Origin of the sequence: Rickettsiella endosymbiont of Rhagonycha lignosa (assembly GCF_964031165.1) — a bacterium.
Taxonomy (GTDB): Bacteria; Pseudomonadota; Gammaproteobacteria; order Diplorickettsiales; family Diplorickettsiaceae; genus Aquirickettsiella.
The window spans coordinates 1,302,795-1,323,951 of the sequence record NZ_OZ035011.1 but is presented as its reverse complement, the minus strand read 5'-3'; the positions used below and the strand labels follow the sequence as shown (position 1 = coordinate 1,323,951).

Below are 21,157 nucleotides of genomic sequence, written 5' to 3'. Positions count from 1 at the left end.
TTTTATAAGCTAATTATTATTCTTCTTTTTGCAAACGTTCGATGCGTAATTCCAAGGGTGGATGGCTTGAAAATAAAGCACGAAATCCACCGCTTTTATGCGATATTTTTAATGTCGACAAAGCAGGAGCGCGCGTATCTTCGGGCTCCGTTGCTTTTTGTAAGGCTTGTAACGCTTCAATCATTTTGTCTCGACCTGCTAACAGAGCACCGCCTTTATCTGCGCGGTATTCGCGATGTCTGGAAAAAGCAGCCACTAAAATACTACCTAAAAATGTAAATAGAATATCAAATACCATCGATAGCATAAAAAACATCGGTCCAGGGCCACTTATCGAGCCTTCATCATTATTACGCCCAGCTGCTCCTACAGAAATTACGTAGGCTACGATACGTGATAAAAAAAGAGCAAAAGCATTAATTATGCCTAATATAAGCGTCATGGTAACCATATCTCCATTAGTGATATGAGTGATTTCATGTCCTAACACACCTTCAATTTCAGCGGGATTCATTTTTTGCAGTAAGCCGCTAGAGACAGCCACTAAAGAATTATTTTTAGTTGGCCCAGTCGCAAAAGCATTGAGTTCAGGTGAATTATAAATTCCTACTTCAGGTAAAACCTTTAAGCCAGCTTTACGTGCTAAATTATGGATAACTACAAGGATATTTTTTTCTTCACCAACGGCAGCGTTGGGATCAATAATTTTTAAATCCATGCTTTTTTTAGCAATAAATTTTGAGGTGAAAAGTGAAATAAATGCCCCTGCTGTGCCCCATAACGCACAAAAAATAGCTAATGATAGATAATTAATTCCATGCGAGGTGAGGTAACTATGTAGGCCTAATAAATTGGTAACTATAGAAATAGTAGCAATAACTAAAATATTAGTGCCTAAGAATAATAAAATACGACTAAACATAAAAATAATTCCTCATCTAGGATATCATTTTACTCTTTAGTGTAGCTTTAATTCATTGAAAAAGAAAAACCCCGCAATAGCGGGGTTTTTTATGATATAAAACTGAGGGGTTACATCATGCCACCCATTCCGCCCATACCACCCATTCCGCCCATGCCACCCATATCACCAGGAGCACCAGCGCCTTCATCCTTCTTAGGGACTTCTGCAATCATGCATTCTGTAGTAATCATGAGGCCAGCAATGGAAGCTGCATTTTGTAATGCAGTTTGGGTTACTTTAGTAGGATCTAAAATACCCATTTTTATCATGTCACCGTATTCACCTGTTGCTGCATTGTAGCCGTAGTTAATTTCTACGCTAAGCAGTACTTTATCAATAACAACATCAGGGCGTCCGCCAGCATTAGTAACAATTTGACGTAAAGGTGAGCACATTGCATCGGCAACAATATGAATACCATGTGCTTGATCAGGGTTCATGCCTTTAAGATTTTTTAAAGCGCTTAAAGCTCGGATTAGAGCGACACCGCCTCCGGGAACAATACCTGCTTCAACTGCAGCACGAGTTGCATGCAATGCATCCTCTACACGTGCTTTCTTTTCTTTCATTTCCATTTCAGTAGCAGCACCAACTTTAATGACAGCAACACCACCAGATAGTTTAGCGGAGCGTTCCTGTAGTTTTTCTTTATCATAGTCAGAAGTACTGATTTTAATTTGAGCATCAATCTCACCTATTCGAGATTGAATCTTGTCTTTTTCACCTTCGCCACCGATGATGGTTGTGTTGTCTTTAGTGACAACCACACGTTTAGCTGAACCTAAGTCTTCTAGAGAAGCCTTTTCAAGGGTTAAGCCAATTTCTTCGGCAATAACATTAGCTTTGGTTAAAATAGCAATATCTTTCAGCATTTCTTTACGGCGGTCACCAAAACCAGGTGCTTTCACTGCACAAACTTTGACGATACCACGAATGGTATTTACGACTAAGGTTGCTAATGCTTCGCCTTCTACATCTTCTGCGATAATGAATAAAGAACGACCTGCTTTAGCCACACCTTCAAGTACAGGTAACATTTCGCGAATATTAGAGATTTTCTTATCCACTAATAGAATATAAGGATTATCCAATTCGCAAGCCATGCTTTGTTGGTTGTTGATGAAATAAGGTGAGAGATAACCACGGTCAAATTGCATACCTTCTACTGTATCGAGTTCATTTTTCAAGCCGGAACCATCTTCTACGGTAATTACTCCTTTTTTACCCACCTTGCTCATTGCTTTAGCGATAATTTCACCAATAGCGTTATCATCATTCGCCGAAACAGTGCCCACTTGTGTAATCCAATGATCTTCATCACAAGGTTTAGAAATAGCTTGTAGTGCTTCTATTGCAGCTGCTACTGCAGTATCAATACCTCGCTTGAGATCCATTGGGTTCATGCCAGCAGCAACGGCTTTCATTCCTTCACGTAAAATAGCCTGAGCTAACACGGTAGCAGTGGTAGTACCATCGCCTGCTTCGTCTGAAGTTTGAGAAGCCACCTCTTTGACCATTTGTGCGCCCATATTCTCAAATTTATCTTTGAGTTCGATTTCTTTCGCAACAGAAACACCATCTTTTGTAATGGTAGGAGAGCCGAAACTTTTGTCTAAAATAACATTCCGACCTTTAGGTCCTAAAGTTACCTTGACGGCCTCTGCTAGTATATCAACACCTCGTAGGATAGAAGCACGTGCATCTACACCAAATTGTAAAACTTTTGCAGCCATTGTATTAATTCCTCTGAATAAAAATAAGGGTTAAAATTGTGATTAATTTTTGATTAACGCCAGAACATCTTCTTCACGCATGATGAGATATTCTTGACCATCAAGTTTGATTTCAGTTCCACTATATTTTCCGAAATATATTTTATCGCCTACTTTAATGCTTAACGTTTGAATTTGACCTGATTTCAAGCGTTTACCATGCCCTACAGCGACTACTGTACCCCTAACAGGTTTCTCTTTTGCGGTATCCGGAATAACAATACCACCTACGGATCTTTCTTCTTCTTCATCGCGTTTGACAAGAATGCGATCGTTCATAGGAACTAAATTTTCAACTAAAGGTTTTTCTAATGCAACACTCATGCAGATTTCTCCTTAAGAATTACTGTCAAAATGAGGATATTAATCAAATTAACCCCTCAGCACAGGGGCTAATCATAATGATGTTTGATAAAGAGTACAATAAGTTAACTTTATCACACCAACACCACTCTATATGGGGAGCATACTATGAAAATTCAAGTCGAATACGTTAAAATTTACTAGGTTTTAACTTATTTTTAGGCTTTACCTAATGGCAAACAAAATAACTGCCAGACTAGCGATATGGAGTCAGTAGGGTGTTTGCTAGAATTACTATTAGAGCAGTAAATTTACCTTGGAGGTTAAAGTGGAAGTATAAACGATTATCGTCCTTGATAATTGAGCATTTCAAGCAGTTTTTTCCTGGATAGTAATAGTATCAGAGTGATTATTATTAAAGCTGTCACGTAAATACCATAATAAGCCTAGGCCAGGTAGAGAAGCTGCAAGCGATAATACAAAAAATATGGGCCAACTATAATAAGTAGCAATTAGACCTGCTAGTGGACCTACAAAAACACGCCCAACACTAGAGAATGCTGTAAATAGAGCAAATTGGGTGGCTGTATAGCGATGATTGCATAAGCTCATGAATAAGGCGACGAAGGCCACACTCCCCATGGCATTACAAAAACTATCGATAGAAACTGCAAAAATTAGCCAATGGTAATTATGTCCCACAATAGCCAAATGCATAAAAGTTAAAATGGCCACAGCTTGTAAAATACCAAAATATAACAAAGCGCGAAATAAACTAATACGTGCCATTAAAATACCACCTGCAAGAAGTCCTAGCATAGTAGCGACGAAACCGATACCTTTATTAACAAAAGCTACGGTGCTTAAAGAAAAGCCTAAGCCACGAATTAGAAATGGTGTGGTTAATGAAAGACTCAGTGCATCACCAAACTTATAGAGTAAAATAAATAATAAAATTAACCAAGCGGACTTTCGACTTAAGAAATCTCTAAAAGGTTCAATGACTGCAGCGCGTAAAGTGGTTGGAGGGTGTTTTTCTTCATCATCATTAGGTTCTTCACCAAACCAGGCCCCAAAAAGACCAATAACTATTAAACCTGCCATCAACAAATACGTACTACGCCATCCAATATATTCAGCTAAAGCAAGTGCTGCTGCACCAGAAACTAGCATAGCAGCCCTATATCCCCAACTATACAGCGTGGTTCCTAATCCTCGTTCGTTAGGCTTAAGAATATCTGTTCGATACGCATCGATAGAAATGTCCTGTGAAGCTGAAAGAAAAGCAACTAGAAAAGCAATGGATATTAATAATGAAGCACTGGTTTGAGGATTAGCAAAAGACATCATAGAAATGGCTATTATTAAAGCAAATTGGATAAGGATAATCCAACCTCGTCGCCGTCCTAATAGAGGAGGGATCCAACGATCAAGTAAAGGTGCCCAAAGAAATTTATAGATATAAGGCTGACCAATTAATCCTAAACTGCCAATAGCCAGCAAACTGGCACCTGTTACTGTAAACCAAGCTTGTAGTGTGCTAGAAGTTAATGCGAGCGGTAAACCGGATGAGAATCCTAATAGTAAAGTTGAAAATAGATTGCGTTTACTGAGTTTAGTCGTAGACATTTTTTTTCCTGAAAAGAATGGAGTAAATTTAATTTTCAATTATCTAAGCAGTTGAAGAATTAAACGATTAACGTGCATAGTAATCAGGATCTGCAATGATGCGCGGACGACCACCAGCACCATATTGTACTAATACATGCTGGCCGCGATTAAAAGTTGGGGTCGGTGCTTGTACGACAGAAATTAACGAGTTATTTCTGAGTTTAACTACATACTCAACGCCGGTTTGTGTTGAAAGACCTTTTTGAATTTGATTACCTGCAAAACCACCTAATAGAGCGCCACCAATCCCGCTTGCTAAACTACCTCTCCCTCCGCCTATTTCGGAGCCAGCAATAGCGCCTAAAGCACCTCCGGCTATACCTCCAACACCAAGCTCGCCATTTCCGGTTACTTTCACAACTCGGCTACTGGTTACCACACCCTTAGCAACACGCTGAACATGTCCAGCCCCACTTGTAGTATAAACCTCTGGTGATAAAGAAGATGCACAACCTGCTAAAAGCGATAGGCCTAGGATAGAGAGTAAGCATTGGACGTGAAACTTCATAATGAACCCCGTAAATTTCAGTGTATTATTCTAAGATATATAAGTAGTAAGTTGAAGTAAGTGTTGAATTAAGGGTACTTAAGCTTATTAAAAGATAATATTAATAATATTATTAGATGTCAACGTATACGTCTATGTATTTAACTCTTTAAACCTAGCATATTTCTGTCAATTGCTATAAGTATATCTTTGCGAATTACCATCAGCGGTACTATGACAGCACTAATAATTCACGACTACGGATAATTTTGCCTTCGAGTAGATAATTTAGAGCAAGACGAAATAAACGCTTTGCATCTAATAAATGTATAGGCGTATCCCATGCTTCATGGTGCATCGCCAAAAGTGATGCGCCAGAAAAAACTGACTGCTTAGGTAGTGATTTATTTAAGCAAACAACCAAACCTTGACTTGGGATAAATTGGTAAAATTGATAAGGTAAAAGAGCTTGGTTGGTTTGACTATCCTTATCCAGATATAAAGCATAACCTAATTCAGCGAGTAGTTTTTTTTCAAACAAACGTAAAGCAATAGCTGGATTGTCAGGTAAGCTGCACAGCGCCGTTTGATAAGCTTGGAACAAATGCGGATAAGGATCGTAACGATAAAGTAAACGGATTAATAGTTCATTGAGATAAAGGCCACAAACTAAAAGTTTACCTGTTAAATGAGGAAGAGAAATAGGATGGGGTTCTGCATTGAGTAAATTCATGAGATCAGTTTTGCCGCGCCAAGAAAGTAGTAATGGTACAAAAGCTTGTAATGATCCTTTGAAACGTGATTTTTTTCCACGTACTCCCCGCGCGCCTTTCGCAATAAGATTTATTCTACCTTGCGAAGCTGTAAATGCGTCTATTAGTAAACTAGTGTCTCGATAAGGACGGGTGTGCAAAATATATGCAGCTTGTAGTTGTTCGGTGCTTAGCATAGAACTAAAAAAGATAAAAATGAGAATAATATGCAATATTAACTTGCCTTGTATTTTTCTTATGCAAAAAATAAACTTTAATCTTTTGCGTAGGAAAAGAAAACTTCCACTTTTTAAGGAAATCCAGTAATATTAGCCTATATAGGTGTTTTAACGGTGCGTTCACCAATATATAGGGTGAGCACTTACTAAGCAATGCCATAACGAATCTAAAAAATAATCTTAGCTGAAAATGATCGCTACAACATTCTTTAAATTGATAATAGGAGCAACCCTTGGCTGAAATTATTGTTATTACATCTGGAAAGGGTGGTGTCGGAAAAACGACAAGTAGTGCTGCGATGGCAGCAGGTCTTGCTTTTCGTGGGTTTAAAACAGTCGTTATTGATTTTGATATTGGTTTGCGTAATCTCGATCTGATTATGGGTTGCGAAAGACGAGTTGTTTTTGATTTTGTGAATGTGATTCGCGGCGAAGCGAATATTAAACAAGCCTTAATTAAAGATAAAAGACTTGAGAATCTTTATATTCTACCTGCTTCACAAACTCGCGATAAGGATGCTTTGACCAAGGAAGGTGTGGAAAAAATTTTAGACGAACTCAAAAAAGATTTTGATTATATTCTTTGCGATTCACCTGCCGGTATAGAACGCGGTGCAACTTTAGCCATGTATTTTGCTGATATAGCGATTGTTGTCAGCAACCCAGAAGTTTCTTCTGTTAGAGATTCCGATAGAATGTTAGGAATCTTAGATAGTAAATCGAGACGTGCTGAATTAGGTCTTGAACCAGTGAAGCAACATTTACTCCTGACACGCTATTCTTTAACACGAGTAGAAAAAGGCGATATGCTTAGCGTGGATGATGTGTTGGATATATTATCCATTCCCTTATTGAGCGTTATTCCAGAATCACAAGCCGTATTACGCGCATCCAATGCAGGCGTGCCCGTTACGTTAAACGGAGAAAGCGATGCGCATCAGGCTTATGCGGATGCTGTTTCTCGCTTATTAGGCGAAGAAATACCTTTTAAATTTATTAAACTAGAAAAGAAAGGTTTGTTACGTCGTCTCTTTGGTCGTGAGGAGGTAGCAACATGAGCTTGTTAGATTATATTTTTAGAAATAAACCTAAAAATACTGCGACGCTTGCTAAAGAGCGTTTACAAATTATTGTATCTCATGAACGCAGAACCGAGAATAATTCCGACTTTTTACCGAGATTGCAACAGGAATTGATTGAAGTCATTGCTAAATATGTCGATATCGATCAAGATCAAGTCAAAGTTGAGCTGGAACGAACCGGGAATTGCTCGATATTAGAATTAAATATAACGCTACCTAATGCAGAAATAACTATAGGTAGTGGCGTTTAACGTTGGTTTATTATTCGTTGGGGATTAAACGTTTTTCTCCAGGTTTTGATACTGCTACATAAACTAGACTGGCTTCCGAAACTTTAATTTGAGTAGATTCATTCACTCCTTCTTGATAACGTTCTGCATAGACTTCTACCTCTATCGTTACTGAAGTTTTTCCTACTGCGATAATCTTGGTATAAAAGCTTGCAATATCATAAATAAACAAAGGTTGTAAGAACTTTAATTCTTTGACCGCAACAGTAACGACAGGGCCCTTAGCACGTTGCGCGGCAGCAATAGCTCCAGCAATGTCGATTTGTGACATCAACCAGCCACCAAAAATATCGCCGGCTTTATTGGCATCGTTAGGCCTGGTTTTTACCCGTAAAGTAGGTTCTAACAAATTAGTCATCTTTATGCTCGGTAGAATGAGGAATTTAAGTATAGCAAAAAATTTTTTTGTTTTTTAAATCGTGATGAGTTTTATAATTAGAGTTTTGATTGTTTTAAATAGTTAATAATATCAAGAGGAGTAGCAATAGTGGAACTGGCATTCCAAGTAGTTATATCATCTTTGTTATTGAAATATCCATAAGTTGCGATAAGACTATACATGCCCGCAGCATTAGCCGCATCGATATCGCATTTAGCATCACCAACATAAATACAATTTTCAGGAAGGCAGTTTATGCACGCACAAGCATATAATAAAGGTAAGGGATGAGGCTTGCTATATTTAAGTGTATCGCCGGCGATAATACATTTAGCTTTATTGAGTAATGGAAATTTTTTTATTAACGGCTCAGTTAAAATAGTCGATTTATTAGTGACAATACCCCAAGGCCATTTTTTTTCTTGTAAGTAATTAATTAAAATTTCTACGCCTGGGAATAAATGAGTAAATACACAAATATGTTGTGTGTAATAATCAAGAAATTGTTTGCGTAATTGAGGGAAAATAGGATCGTTTACTTCGATCTGGAGTCCAAGTTTCAATAACCCAGCTACGCCGGTAGATATAGCAGGTCGAATATTATCAATAGGTAAAGGTTTTTTTTGTTGTAAGGTTAAAACGTGATTGAGCGCGGCAGCTAAATCCGTGGCAGTATCTAATAGGGTTCCGTCGAGGTCAAAAAGTATTCCATTTACACTTTTTGCACTTGAATTTTTATCTGTGTTGCCGCTCAACTCGCAATCCTCATGTATAACATAGGAACGAAGGTTGCTTCATTCTAGCGGCGCTTTGCCAAAAATCAAATTGCTGTGAGTATATTTTTGCATGTCTTGAAATTGCAAATGGCATAACTAGGCACGCTTTTTAAAAGCAGCAAGATAATTGACTCGGATATCTTTTCCTAAGGCATAATGTTGGGTAAGGGGATTATAGTGAATGCCTTGAAACTTTTGCAGTATCAAATTAGCTTTTCGAGCTGCGCTAGCCAATTCTGAAGGGCGAATAAACTTTTTATAATCGTGTGTTCCGCGAGGTAAAAGTTTTAAAAAATATTCCGCGCCGAGTATGGCTAATAAGTAAGCACGAGGATTACGGTTGATAGTAGAAAAAAAAATGCTAGCGCCTGGCTTAGCTAAGTCACTACAAGCTTGTATAAGCGAGCTGGGGTCAGGGACATGTTCCAATAACTCCATGCAACACACCACATCAAAGGACTGACTATGATTTTTAGCGTATGATTCTGCATCAGTAAGATAATATTTGATTGAAAATTGATTTTCTTCCGCATGCTTTTTTGCAACTTCTATGAGAGAGTTACTTTTATCAATGCCGGTAACTTGAGCAGCTTTTTTAGCCAATGTTTCGGTTAATATTCCCCCGCCACAACCAATATCGATTACTTTTTGACCTGGCAGCGCTTGTTGTGCTGTTATAAAATCTAAGCGCAGAGGGTTGATGATGTGTAAGGGTTTGCATAGACCCTCAGTATCCCACCATTGCTCAGCCATCTGCGTAAACTTGCTGATTTCTGCTGAATCGCTATTATTAGAAGCTGACATAAAATTAAATGGTTTTCATTGGTTTTTTGTTGGGAGCGTATTACAATGTCCTAGTTTACTTGACCCCTTATAAAGTGTCTATTGGTTATAAACAGGAGTATTGGATTTAAGGATTTTACCAACGGGTATGGGGAATTTTTATCATTCAATTTTTTAGTTCAATATGAACAACCTTACTAACCGCGTTTATAAATCGATCATAGATAAAATTTTAAAATTTGCATTGCAAAAAGTCCCAAAAAATCAAACTAAGTTATTTACTGCTTTTGCCCACCAGTATTATGCCCATACCGATTTAGAAACTTTAAGAAGTCGTTCTGCAGAAAATCTTGGCGCAGCACTTGCTTCTCATTGGAATCTTATTTATCAACGGTTACCTGGTCAAGCAAAGATTCGTGTTTATAATCCTAGCTTTGAAAAAGATGGTTGGGAAAGCAAATATAGCATTGTGCAAATCGTTGCTGAAGATAAACCTTTCTTAGTAGATTCCACCCGTATGGAGATCAATCGGCAAGGGTTTAATATTTTTTTCAATATTCATTTTGGTAATATAAAATTACGCCGTGATCAACAAGGGAAAGTAACAGAGGTTTTACCTTATGATGCTATTCCCGATAAACAAACTGAAGCCTTGATTTATTTGGAAATTGATAAAAATTCGAGTGCTGAAATTCTTAGTAAGTTGGCTAAAAAGCTGGAAAAGCTATTAGAGCAGGTTAGTTTAGTTGTAAACGACTGGCCCGAAATGCGATCGAGAATGCAAAATTGTTTAAGCGAACTGGAACAAAATTCTCCGCCTTACGATCCAGAAGATGTTGCAGAATCTAAAGATTTTTTGGTTTGGCTGCTGAATGATCATTTCACTTTTTTAGGTTGTCGTGATTACGATTTAAGCAAAGATCATAAGACATTGCGCATGGTCAAAAAATCGGGTTTAGGTGTTTTAAGAGATGAAACCAGAAGTAAGGAAGAAAAACCTTTAACAGAATTACCTCCGGAAGCACGTCGTTTGGCTTTCTCTCCCCAAGTACTTGTTATTTCTAAGACCAATAGTAAATCCAGAGTGCATCGATCCGTTTATGCTGATTACATTGGTGTCAAACGTTTTAATGAACAGGGAGAATTAATTGGAGAAAGACGCTTTATTGGTCTTTATACTTCAACAGTTTATCATAGTGATCCACGCAGTATTCCATTGATACGACGCAAGATACAATTAATTTTACAAAATTCAAATCTACCTTTAAAAGGCCATGCTGGAAAAGCATTATTAGATATTCTTTCAAGTTTACCTCGTGATGATTTATTTCAAGCTTCAGTGAAGGAACTAACGCAACTTGCTTTAGGTATTTTACATATTCAAGAGCAAAGAACAGTCCGTCTATTCGTAAGGCAAGATAATTATCGGCGCTTTATTTCTTGTTTAGTTTATTTACCCAAAGAACAATTAAACACCGATCTGCAACGCCAGATGGAAAAGATCTTGGTACGGGAATTTTCCGGTATTGAAATTGGTTTTTCAACCTTGTTTGGAGATTCTAATCTTGCGCGCATCCATTTTTTAATTAGGACGGATCCTAAAAAAGATTTAACCTATGATGTTAAAAAAATTGAAGCACAACTGGTTGAAGTAGCCCGTTCTTGGAAAGAAGAATTGCGTCAGGCTTTAATTGAATATTATGGCGAACAAGATGGTGCGCGCCTGCTACAAAAATATATGTATGCTTTTCCTAGTGGATATCGAGATACGTTTTCTGCAAACATAGCTGTACATGATATAGCACAATTAGAAAGAATTTCCCTAGAACATCCTTTAGAAATGAATTTTTATCCATCTGCGAATGAAAAGGGTGTCCCATTAAGGTTTAAATTATTTCAGGCAGGCAAACCCATCATTTTGTCGGATGCCTTGCCAGTTCTTGAAAATATGGGCTTACGCGTCATGGATGAATGGCCACAAGAAATTACCTTACCCGATGGTCATCGCATATGGATTAATGATTTTGGCGTGAAACCCGTGCATATTGATGACATAGATGTTTCTCAAGTTAAAGAAATTTTTCAAGAAGCTTTTAGTAAGATATGGTCTGGAGAAGTCGAAAATGATGGGTTTAATCGTTTAATATTAGCTGGGCAATTAACTTGGCGTGAAGTTTCTATATTAAGAGCTTATACTAAATATCTTCGTCAAATCGGAGTGCCATTTAGTCAAGCATACGTAGAAACAGTGGTATCGCGAAATGCAGAAATCGCTAAAATTTTAGTTAAATTATTTAAATATTATTTTGATCCTAGTCTTCAAGATGAATCCGGTAGTGTGACGGCTAGTCTGGAAAAAAGTTTACATACTGCCTTGGATGCAGTCGTGAGTCTAGACGAAGATCGCATTTTGCGAAATTTATTTGAAGTCATTCAGGCCACCTTGCGAACTAATTATTATCAAACCTGTCAGCAGAACAAACCAAAGCCGTGGTTGGCACTTAAGTTGAACCCTAGTCAAATTACAGATTTACCATTGCCTAGACCAATGTATGAAATTTTTGTGTATTCACCACGTGTTGAGGCGGTTCATTTAAGAGCTGCGAAGGTTGCTCGTGGTGGTATCCGTTGGTCCGATCGTAGAGAAGATTTTCGCACAGAAGTATTAGGTTTAATGAAAGCTCAGCAGGTGAAAAATGCGGTGATAGTTCCTGCCGGCGCTAAAGGTGGTTTCGTTTGCAAGCAATTACCTGAAAACGCTGATCGTGAAGCAGTGATGAATGAAGTGATCATCTGCTATCAAACTTTTATGCGCGGCTTATTGGATTTGACCGATAATTTGCAAAATAATGTGGTTATACACCCCAAAGATGTCGTGCGGTACGATGAAGAAGATCCTTATTTAGTTGTTGCCGCTGATAAAGGTACAGCAAGTTTTTCAGATATTGCGAATGCCATCGCGGCTGAATATAACTTTTGGCTAGGGGATGCGTTTGCTTCAGGCGGCAGTGTTGGTTATGACCATAAAAAAATGGGAATTACCGCTCGTGGAGCTTGGGAATCTGTTAGAAGACATAGTAGAGCATTAGGGTTCAATCCGGATAAAAATGATTTTACCGTTGTTGGTATTGGTGACATGTCAGGCGATGTCTTTGGTAATGGGATGCTTCTGTCTCATCATATTAAGCTTGTTGCTGCATTTAATCATATGCATATATTCATTGATCCTAATCCAGATCCAGAAAAAAGCTTTCAAGAAAGAAAACGTTTATTTAATCTACCACGCTCTAGTTGGCAGGATTATAATGCCAATTTGATTTCAAAAGGCGGTGGTATTTTTTTACGATCTAAAAAATCTATCCTATTATCTAGCGAGATTAAAAAGTTATTAGATATTAGTCAAGATTCCATTGCACCTGATGGATTAATTCGAGCGGTATTAAAAGCCAGTGTAGACTTATTATGGAATGGCGGTATTGGTACTTACGTTAAAGCATCGAATGAAAGAAATGCAGATGTCGGTGATAGAGCAAACGATAATTTACGTATTGATGCTAAAGAATTACGTTGTCGGATTGTAGCCGAGGGAGGAAATCTTGGTTTAACTCAATTGGGTCGTGTTGAGTATGCTCTAAATGGCGGATTAATTTATACCGATTTCATTGATAATTCTGCGGGTGTTGATTGTTCGGATCATGAAGTTAATTGTAAGATTTTATTGAATGCAGTGGTCGCTTCGGGTGAGATGACTTTTGATCAACGCAATGCATTATTAGCAGAAATGACCGATGAAATTGCTAAACTTGTTCTTTATGATAATTATTGTCAAACACGTACTATTAGTTTAGCGGCTATGCATGCTCAGCAGGAATTAGAATTTCATCGCCGTTACATTCAAGAATTAGAGCGTCACGGTAAATTAGACCGAGCATTAGAATTCCTCCCGGATGAAAAGGCCTTATTAGAAAGGAAAGCGTTGGGTAAAGGATTAACTAGTCCAGAGATTGCTGTATTACTTGCGTATACCAAAATGTGGGTAAAAGCTGAGTTACTGGAGAAGCATTCTTTAGAAGAAGACTATTTAAAACGCGTTTTGGAGTCTGCTTTTCCAAAACCTTTGCGCGGTCGATTCTCCAAATTTATGCAGCAGCATAGTCTGCGTCGTGAAATTATTGCAACCAAGATTAGTAATGCCATGGTGAATGATATGGGCATTACATTTGTCTTCCGTTTAAAAACCGAAATTGGCGCAGATATTGCTTCTATTGCACGCGCTTACGCAATTGCGCACCATGTATTTGGTTTTTCTGAGCTACTCGGAATTGCAGAAAACCTAAGCGATGAGGTAGCGCCAGTTATTCGTTACGCTATTATGCGCCAATTTAATCGCTTGATAAGACGTGCAACTCGATGGTTTATCTATAATTATAAAGATCAATTAACCGATATTTTAGGAATGGTGGATCGATTTAAGCAATCAATAGTTACACTGAATAAAAACTTACCTAATTTACTTATCGGTGAGGAACGAGACCACTGGGAAAAAAATATTCAAGGGCTTATCGAAGTTGGTATATCAGAAGATATAGCGAAACGAATTGCGAATGTAGATCATGAATACGCTTTATTGGATATTATAGATGCAGCGCAGAAAAATGATTTAGCTTTGCAAGATGTAGCCGAACTATATTTCATGGTGGGTGAAAGATTTGGATTTACTTGGTTGCGATCGCAAATTATGAAGATAACGATTGAAACTTTATGGGACAATTTGGCTAGAGTGATCTTATTGGATGATCTAGATACTCAACAACGTCATTTGACTGTTATTATTTTACAATGTGTTATAGACAAACAAGGTAGTAATGAAATCTGCTTGGAACAATGGGAGACAGATAATCAGGATTTTATTCAACGTTGGGAGCAATTTTTGGCAGATTTACGTAGCACAGGCGAATTGAAGTTAATGATGTTTTCAGTGGTGATCCGAGAGCTAGTCAGTATGGTTAATGCCACTAACCTTTCTAAAGTAACAAGCTAGATAAATCTAGTTTGTTACTTAAATCTCCTTACCTAAATAATTTTTAATAAAAATTTATTAATTATTTTTCTTATACTAGTAACTATTATTCTAATAATTTAAATTTATAAATCTATTTTAAATTTAATCTTAAATTAAAATATTTATTTATAAGAGCAGTTGATTCAAAAAATTATTTTTTAAATACTTTTAATATGTTTAAAATGGTAATATAATTTACCTTGTGTAAATTCTTACAACAAAAAATGGAATAAAAAAAATGTTAATTCTTTCTACATTTAACTCGGAATACCTTCAAACGCCTGCCCTTGATTATCCCCATACCCCGCTCTTGAAATCTTTATTTGAAAAATTTACTACCGAATCAATACATATAAAATATGTTAATAAAAATTTAATCGGAGAACTTTTAAATTTAAATTTAAAAGAATCAAAGTCATATGCGATTCTCTTTAGGTTATTCGATTTTTTAGAAGAAAATTCCATTATTGACGAAGATAAATTAATAAAACATCTAAATTTAATTGTAAAACAAATTACTGTATTAAAGCAAAAAAGTTCATTACCGTTTTTAGTTTTTTTATGTCCTAGTCCTAAGAAATTTATTGATGAAAAATCAAAAAAAATAGAAAAATTATTTATAGAACAATTAGATAAAAATGGGATTCATTGCTCAACCTTAGCTGATGTTCAAGATGGGGAAAATCCTATAGAAGATGATACGCATATTCCTTTTAACCCAAAAATGTATATTAAAATTGCGTGTGAATTGGCAAGAAAACTGCATGCAATCATACAGAAAAATTGTAAAGTTTTGACAGTTGACTGCGATAATACTTTATGGACAGGGGTTGTAGCTGATGATGGTATCGAAGGTATAGTATTGAAAGAGCATAATATCTTGTTGCAGAAATATTTAGTCGAACAACATAAAAAAGGGAAAATTATTTGTTTATGTAGCAAAAATGAAGAGCAAACAGTATTAGATGCTTTTGAACATCATGAAAATGAGATGCCTTTAAAATTAAAGCATCTCAGTAATTATAATAAAATAAATTGGGAATTAAAGTCTGAGAATATTAAAAAACTTGCACTAGAATTAAATGTTTTTCCAGATAGTTTCCGTTTTATTGATGATAATCCCATAGAAATTCAAGATGTAAGTCAAATTCCAGGTGTTTTTTGTATTACTATGCCGCAAAATTCAGAAGAATTTAGAAATCATTGGGCATTCGATATTGATGAATATTTAATAGTTACTGAAACGGATAAAATCCGAACTGAATTTTATGAACAAGCTGAGATTAAAGCCGCTCTGGCAACAAAATTTAATGATCCCGTCGAATATTTACGATCACCTGAGTTAGGTCAGTCTATTACTATTAGTAAAATAGATTCTAAAGAAGACATAAAGACAATTCAAAGAGTTAGTCAATTATCTGGGAAAACTAACCGATTTAACCTGTTTCCTGAACCAGAAAAAATTCAGGTTAGTAAAATAATTAAGATAGTAAAAGACGGAGGAGGAGTTTATATTGGAACAATTAAGGATAATTTATCTTCTGAAGATATTACAGCTGTAGCAATAACTAGTATAGTAGTAATAGGTATTCCAGTAACTAGTAGGAAAAAAAAACATTTAATTATCCATAGTTTGTTTGTTAGTTGCAGAGTTTTTAATAGAGGAATGGAATATGAGATGGTGAAGAAAATAGTCCAAGATGCTGAAAAATTGGGTGTAGAAACAGTCGAATTTAAGTTTAAAAAATCTGAAAAAAATATTCCTGTTTGCGGTTTTCTAAATACATTGAGCGAAGAAACCAATAAAGACCCTATTTCTTGGTTCTTATTGAATAAATCAAAAAATTATCCTGTAATCCATGATAGTCTTAAATTTTTTTTTAAAAAATTAAATCTTTGTATGGATTTTAATTCACTTGCGTTAAACGAAGAAACCGTTTTAATTTTACCTGTTCGCAAACTAATAGACCTAAATCTGGATTCTTTAATTCGAACATCTTTAAATATTTCACAACAAACTGCTAAACAGCACTTAAATAAATTGCCCGCTGTCACTAACGAGATAGATGAGAAATATTTAATAGAATTAAAAGAAATGACAAGTTCACTGAAATATTTATTAAATAAGTTCTTTCTTGATAAGAATATAATCGACTCAATAGCTGAATTAGAAATTAGAGTAAATATATTATGTAATCGTTTATTAGGTGGCGAAGGACAAGATAAATCATTAATTGCACGTGGTTTAGATTCACTAAAAGCGACCGAATTACGTTTCTGCTTATATGAAAGTGAAAAAATAATTATTACTATTCCTATGTTGATATGCGAAAAAACGACAAGCTTGACTTTAATTGATTATATTAAAGAACAAAAAAGATCTAAAAAAAATGATTATACACGAGCACAATCTAAAGAAACTGTCTTTCTAGATGAAAATTTTTATAATCAAATCTTTCCAGTTTCTTTTCAGCAGCAAAGAATTTGGCTCGCTGAGCAACAAGAATCAGCTGAGAATAGCGCAAATTTTCACATGACAGCGTGTTATAAAATAAGTTTAGAAAAGCTAGATATTCAACGTTTTAAATTGGCTTGCCAAGAGCTTGTAAATCTTTATGATATATTTGGTGCTAGCTTTTTTATGCAGAACAATAAATTAATGCAGTTAATTAAATCACCTGGAGCTAGGGAGTTAAGTTTTAAAATTAGAAATCTAAATACAAAAGAATCATTGGAAGAAGCTATTCAGCGTGAATTAGATAAGCCTTGGAAAATGAGTAACTCATCTTTGATCCGATTCATTGTTTTCAAAGATGAGCTTGAAAACAATGGTTACATTTTCTTTCATATTCATCATGCTATTTTTGATGCAATTTCATTTAATAATTGCTTCGATACTTTGTCTGACATTTATACACACTTAAAACTTTCGAGTTCTTACAGTTTAAAGAATAATCCTCCTCAGTATATTGACTATATTCGCTATCAACAAAAAAAATCAGAAGACAAGGTGTTTCAAACTGAGGCGGATAAGGTTTGGAGAGAAATACTAGGTAAAGTGGATGGAGTTACGAAATTTCCTAATGATATATCGCAAGCTGAATCCAAACCATCTACTGAACAAGCCATTAAAAGATATGAGTTTTCCTTATCTTCTGAAGATGTATTAGCATTGAAAAATTTGGCTCAATTAAATCATGTTACTTGTTTTACTGTATTGTATGCTGTATTTGCTCTTGTAGTAGCTTCTTATACTTTTCAAAATAAAATTACGCTGATATCGGCTACGAATGGGAGAGACGGACATCCCTCTTTCGACAAAATGATTGGATTTTTTGTCAATCTATTAGTACAGCCATTTGAACTAGAAGCAAATCAACCATTTGGCGAATATCTAAAACAGGTTAATGAACAATTCTTAGTTAGTCAGGAGTTTCAAAATTTCCCTGCGTCTAAAATACTGGAAATTTTAGGCCAAATGGGTGTGCAAGGAATTTTCTCAAGTATTGCATTTATTTATCAAAGTTATAAAAACCCCGAATTAAAAGTTGATGGAGAAAAAACAGAGTTCGTGTTTCCCGTGAATCCTATTCTTTTTGATGCGAGAGAGAAAGTTAAAAGAGTTAGCCCTCTATTCGACTTAGCGATTTTTGCAAAAGAAATCGAAAAACAAATCAATTTTTTTATTGAATATGACCCAGCTAAGTATAGTGATGATCTTATGGAAGTCCTTGGAAAAAATTATATATATACCCTTACGAATGTTAGTAAAAATCCTAATCAAAGGTTGGGTGATATCTCCGTTGTTTGTGATGCAGTACAACATGAATTAATTCGCTTAGGACAAGGTCCGAAACTTGATTTTTCTGGAGAAATAAGTCTAGTCAATAAATTCCAACAAATTGTGCTTAAATACCCTGAAAATATTGCTCTGAGCTGTGGGAATAAACGACTTACTTATAAAGAAGTAGATCAACAGGCAATAAATCTTGCTCATGCTTTGATTGAAGCAGGTGTAAAGCAAGGGAATCATGTTGGAATCTTTTTAGACGCAAATTATTTATTTTTTATCGCAGAATTAGCAGTATTAAAAATTAATGCAGTTTTTATTCCACTTTCTAAAGAAAATCCAAATGAACGGCTAAAATTAATTGTAAGTGATGCCAATATTGAATTTGTTATTATAGATAACGATACCAAGGGTCTGTTTGATACAACCGCTCAAACCCGTCAATTAATATCAATTGACGCTATTAAAAATTTTGTTAATCTAGAAAAAAAACTTCCTACTTTTGTTAAAAATTCAGATACATTCTGTATTCTTTATACGTCGGGATCCACGGGCGCTCCAAAAGGTGTGGTTTTGCAGGAAAAAGGAATTTTTCGTGTGGTAGAAAAGCCAAATTTTCTAAAAGTAGTACCGGGAGATAAAATTGCTCAAACTGCAAATCAGACTTTTGATGCTGCCCAATTGGAATGTTGGCTAGCATGGAATCATGGTGCTAGCTTAGTACTTTTTAATAAAGAAACAATTTTAAATATAGATTTATTTCAGGATAAATTAAAAGCTGAAAAAAATACCCATATATGGTTAACCGCTGGGTTGTTTGATTTTTTGGCTAATAATCGTCCGGAGATATTTGAAAACTTGAAATTTTTAATGGTGGGCGGAGATGTTGTTCATAAAGAAACTACAATAAAAGTTTTAAATTTAAAAAACCCTCCCATTATTGTAATCGTGTATGGGCCCACTGAAAATGGTATTGTTACATCGACCTATATTGTGGATAAGAAAACAATAAGTAACTATGAAACTGTGCCTATTGGTTTGCCTATTAATGAAACACAGGTGGAAATAAGAACGCCTTTTGGAAGTAAAACTCCTTTGGGTGGTATTGGCGAGTTATTTGTAGCGGGAAATGGTGTCGCGAAAGGATACTTAAATTTACAGAAATTAACTGAAAAGCGATTTACTGGCGGACCAGGAAACAGATATTATCAAACGGGGGATTTAGTCAGATACCATACCTTATTAGAAGGTCCACAACTTATGTTTATCGGACGGACAGATAATCAGCAAGTTAAGATTAACGGAAATCTTGTTGCGCTTGAAGAAGTTAGGAATTGCTTATCCCGACATCAAGATATTCAACAAGTTGAAGTATTAGTTACCAAAATAGGAAACGTTAATAAGTTAGTGGCTTTCTATACTTCGAATTCGATGAATAAAAAAAATATTGAATTAGCAAACAAAATGTTTCATTCTCTTCTAAGTGAAAGTTTACCGGCATATATGCTCCCTTCATTTTATATTCAATTAGATGATTTTAAAGTCAATGCGAATGGAAAATTAGATAAAACACAGTTTCAAAAATTTGAATCAGAATTATATGAAAACTTGATAGAAGAAATTCTTCCTAAAACACAAAGTGAGAAAGCTATATTAAAAATAGTAAAAAATAGATTATATGCTTTCCCAAATAATACAAAAACTAATCTTATTAATTTTGGTTGTGATTCGATTGCCACGATGGAAATAATTAATGCAATTAATATTACATTTAAACCAGAATTTGAGAAAAATTTTGAAAAGAATGTTAATGTTGAAAATGTTGAATTTGATACTTATTTGAATGAGAAAATCTTACATGCTAATGATTTATATCAAAACCCAACTGTTGAAGCCTTGGCGGATGTCTTAATTAAGAAGCTACATAATGAGACTAAAAAGAGTTCGCTTAGACTATTGAAAGACGGTGATAGTAATTTACCATCCATTATATTCATACATCCTGCCGGGGGGGGGCTTAGTTGTTTTGATAAACTAATAGAACAGGTAAAATTTGATAACATTTGTTATGGTATCGAAGATCCATTATTGGATAGCAACCAGTTAAAACTATTAACTATGAAGCAGATGGCGAAAAACTATCTTTCAATAATAAACAACCAAATACAAGGACCTTTTATTTTGGCGGGTTATTCGTTCGGAGGTATGTTAGCCTTAGAAATGGCTGCGCAATATGAGTCTATATCAGAAAATGATCATTTATTAGAAGTATTTTTATTCGATACGTGGGTAGTTTCTTGTGCTAATGAAGAAATTAAAATTAAATTAAAACATGATGTTTTAATTTATTGTGCAGAACAAAGAAAGCAGGCAAATGTTAATGAGGATTCACGTGAAATGATTACTTTATTGGAGGAACTATGTGAACACCATCAAACGATAGGATTCGAATTTAAACCAAAAAAACTTATTTCTATTCCTGTTTGCTTATTTAAAGCAACAAATTTAAATAATGAATTTGCAAGAATGAACATGCAAGATAAATCTAATTTTTTATTAAAATTTGTAGATGAAAAATTATTTACTATTCAGGAAATTAAAGCAACTCACTTTGATTTGTTAAAATCAGATTTAATTGCAGAATATCTTACAGAGATAGTGAATGAAAGAAATTTAAAAAAATGCCCTAATAAGTTCGATAAAAAAATAAATAAAGGTGGGAAGTCGATGTTGTTTAGTCCTTTGAATGAAATTAATAATGATCCTGAATTTTCCTGTCTTCTTAAACCTAAAGTAAAATAATGTGA

At 35.3% G+C, this 21,157-nt stretch carries 13 protein-coding genes; 4 read left to right on the top strand and 9 right to left on the bottom strand.

Translation table 11 applies throughout. The features are described from left to right. Nucleotides 1-16 precede the first annotated feature (16 nt). The 6 genes from htpX to recO all read right to left on the bottom strand — a co-directional run bounded on the left by htpX (nucleotide 17) and on the right by recO (nucleotide 6,182). A complete protein-coding gene (htpX, locus tag AAHI99_RS05850; RefSeq protein WP_342227349.1) occupies nucleotides 17-922 on the bottom strand; it encodes a protease HtpX in 906 nt (301 codons plus the stop codon). Between the two features lie 110 nt (nucleotides 923-1,032). Beyond that, complete coding sequence (gene groL / locus AAHI99_RS05845) at nucleotides 1,033-2,652, bottom strand: chaperonin GroEL (protein ID WP_342228365.1); 1,620 nt, start codon at nucleotides 2,650-2,652, stop codon at nucleotides 1,033-1,035. An 87-nt stretch (nucleotides 2,653-2,739) separates the two neighbouring features. Next, complete coding sequence (gene groES, locus AAHI99_RS05840; protein ID WP_342227348.1) at nucleotides 2,740-3,060, bottom strand: co-chaperone GroES; 321 nt, start codon at nucleotides 3,058-3,060, stop codon at nucleotides 2,740-2,742. 348 nt (nucleotides 3,061-3,408) lie between these two features. Beyond that, the gene (locus AAHI99_RS05835; RefSeq protein WP_342227347.1) at nucleotides 3,409-4,668 is read right to left on the bottom strand and encodes an AmpG family muropeptide MFS transporter; all 1,260 of its coding nucleotides are present in this window, start codon (nucleotides 4,666-4,668) and stop codon (nucleotides 3,409-3,411) included. A gap of 67 nt (nucleotides 4,669-4,735) precedes the next feature. Then, entirely contained in the window at nucleotides 4,736-5,218 is a 483-nt protein-coding gene (locus tag AAHI99_RS05830) for a glycine zipper 2TM domain-containing protein (protein WP_342227346.1), read from the bottom strand. 211 nt (nucleotides 5,219-5,429) lie between these two features. Beyond that, nucleotides 5,430-6,182: a DNA repair protein RecO gene (gene recO / locus AAHI99_RS05825; RefSeq protein WP_342227345.1), complete on the bottom strand. Its 753-nt coding sequence runs from the start codon at nucleotides 6,180-6,182 to the stop codon at nucleotides 5,430-5,432. Nucleotides 6,183-6,421: 239 nt separating this feature from the next. Between recO and minD the strand changes: the two genes are divergently transcribed. Next, nucleotides 6,422-7,246, top strand: a complete 825-nt coding sequence (gene minD / locus AAHI99_RS05820; protein ID WP_342227344.1) for a septum site-determining protein MinD — start codon at nucleotides 6,422-6,424, stop codon at nucleotides 7,244-7,246. Beyond that, complete coding sequence (minE, locus tag AAHI99_RS05815; protein ID WP_342227343.1) at nucleotides 7,243-7,521, top strand: cell division topological specificity factor MinE; 279 nt, start codon at nucleotides 7,243-7,245, stop codon at nucleotides 7,519-7,521. Before minD ends, minE begins: the two co-directional genes overlap by 4 nt. Before the next feature lie 10 nt (nucleotides 7,522-7,531). Here minE and AAHI99_RS05810 read toward each other — a convergent pair whose 3' ends face one another. The 3 genes from AAHI99_RS05810 to ubiG all read right to left on the bottom strand — a co-directional run bounded on the left by AAHI99_RS05810 (nucleotide 7,532) and on the right by ubiG (nucleotide 9,519). Further along, nucleotides 7,532-7,918: an acyl-CoA thioesterase gene (locus AAHI99_RS05810; protein ID WP_342227342.1), complete on the bottom strand. Its 387-nt coding sequence runs from the start codon at nucleotides 7,916-7,918 to the stop codon at nucleotides 7,532-7,534. A 77-nt stretch (nucleotides 7,919-7,995) separates the two neighbouring features. Continuing rightward, nucleotides 7,996-8,694 carry an HAD-IA family hydrolase gene (locus AAHI99_RS05805; protein WP_342227341.1) on the bottom strand — a complete coding sequence of 233 codons (699 nt, stop codon included), beginning with the start codon at nucleotides 8,692-8,694 and terminating at the stop codon, nucleotides 7,996-7,998. A 117-nt stretch (nucleotides 8,695-8,811) separates the two neighbouring features. Continuing rightward, a complete protein-coding gene (gene ubiG / locus AAHI99_RS05800) occupies nucleotides 8,812-9,519 on the bottom strand; it encodes a bifunctional 2-polyprenyl-6-hydroxyphenol methylase/3-demethylubiquinol 3-O-methyltransferase UbiG (protein ID WP_342227340.1) in 708 nt (235 codons plus the stop codon). A gap of 163 nt (nucleotides 9,520-9,682) precedes the next feature. Between ubiG and AAHI99_RS05795 the strand changes: the two genes are divergently transcribed. Both AAHI99_RS05795 and AAHI99_RS05790 read left to right on the top strand, forming a co-directional pair. Then, nucleotides 9,683-14,539, top strand: coding sequence for an NAD-glutamate dehydrogenase (locus AAHI99_RS05795; protein ID WP_342227339.1), 4,857 nt, complete (start codon nucleotides 9,683-9,685; stop codon nucleotides 14,537-14,539). A 259-nt stretch (nucleotides 14,540-14,798) separates the two neighbouring features. Further along, the gene (locus tag AAHI99_RS05790; protein WP_342227338.1) at nucleotides 14,799-21,152 is read left to right on the top strand and encodes an HAD-IIIC family phosphatase; all 6,354 of its coding nucleotides are present in this window, start codon (nucleotides 14,799-14,801) and stop codon (nucleotides 21,150-21,152) included. Nucleotides 21,153-21,157 lie beyond the last annotated feature (5 nt).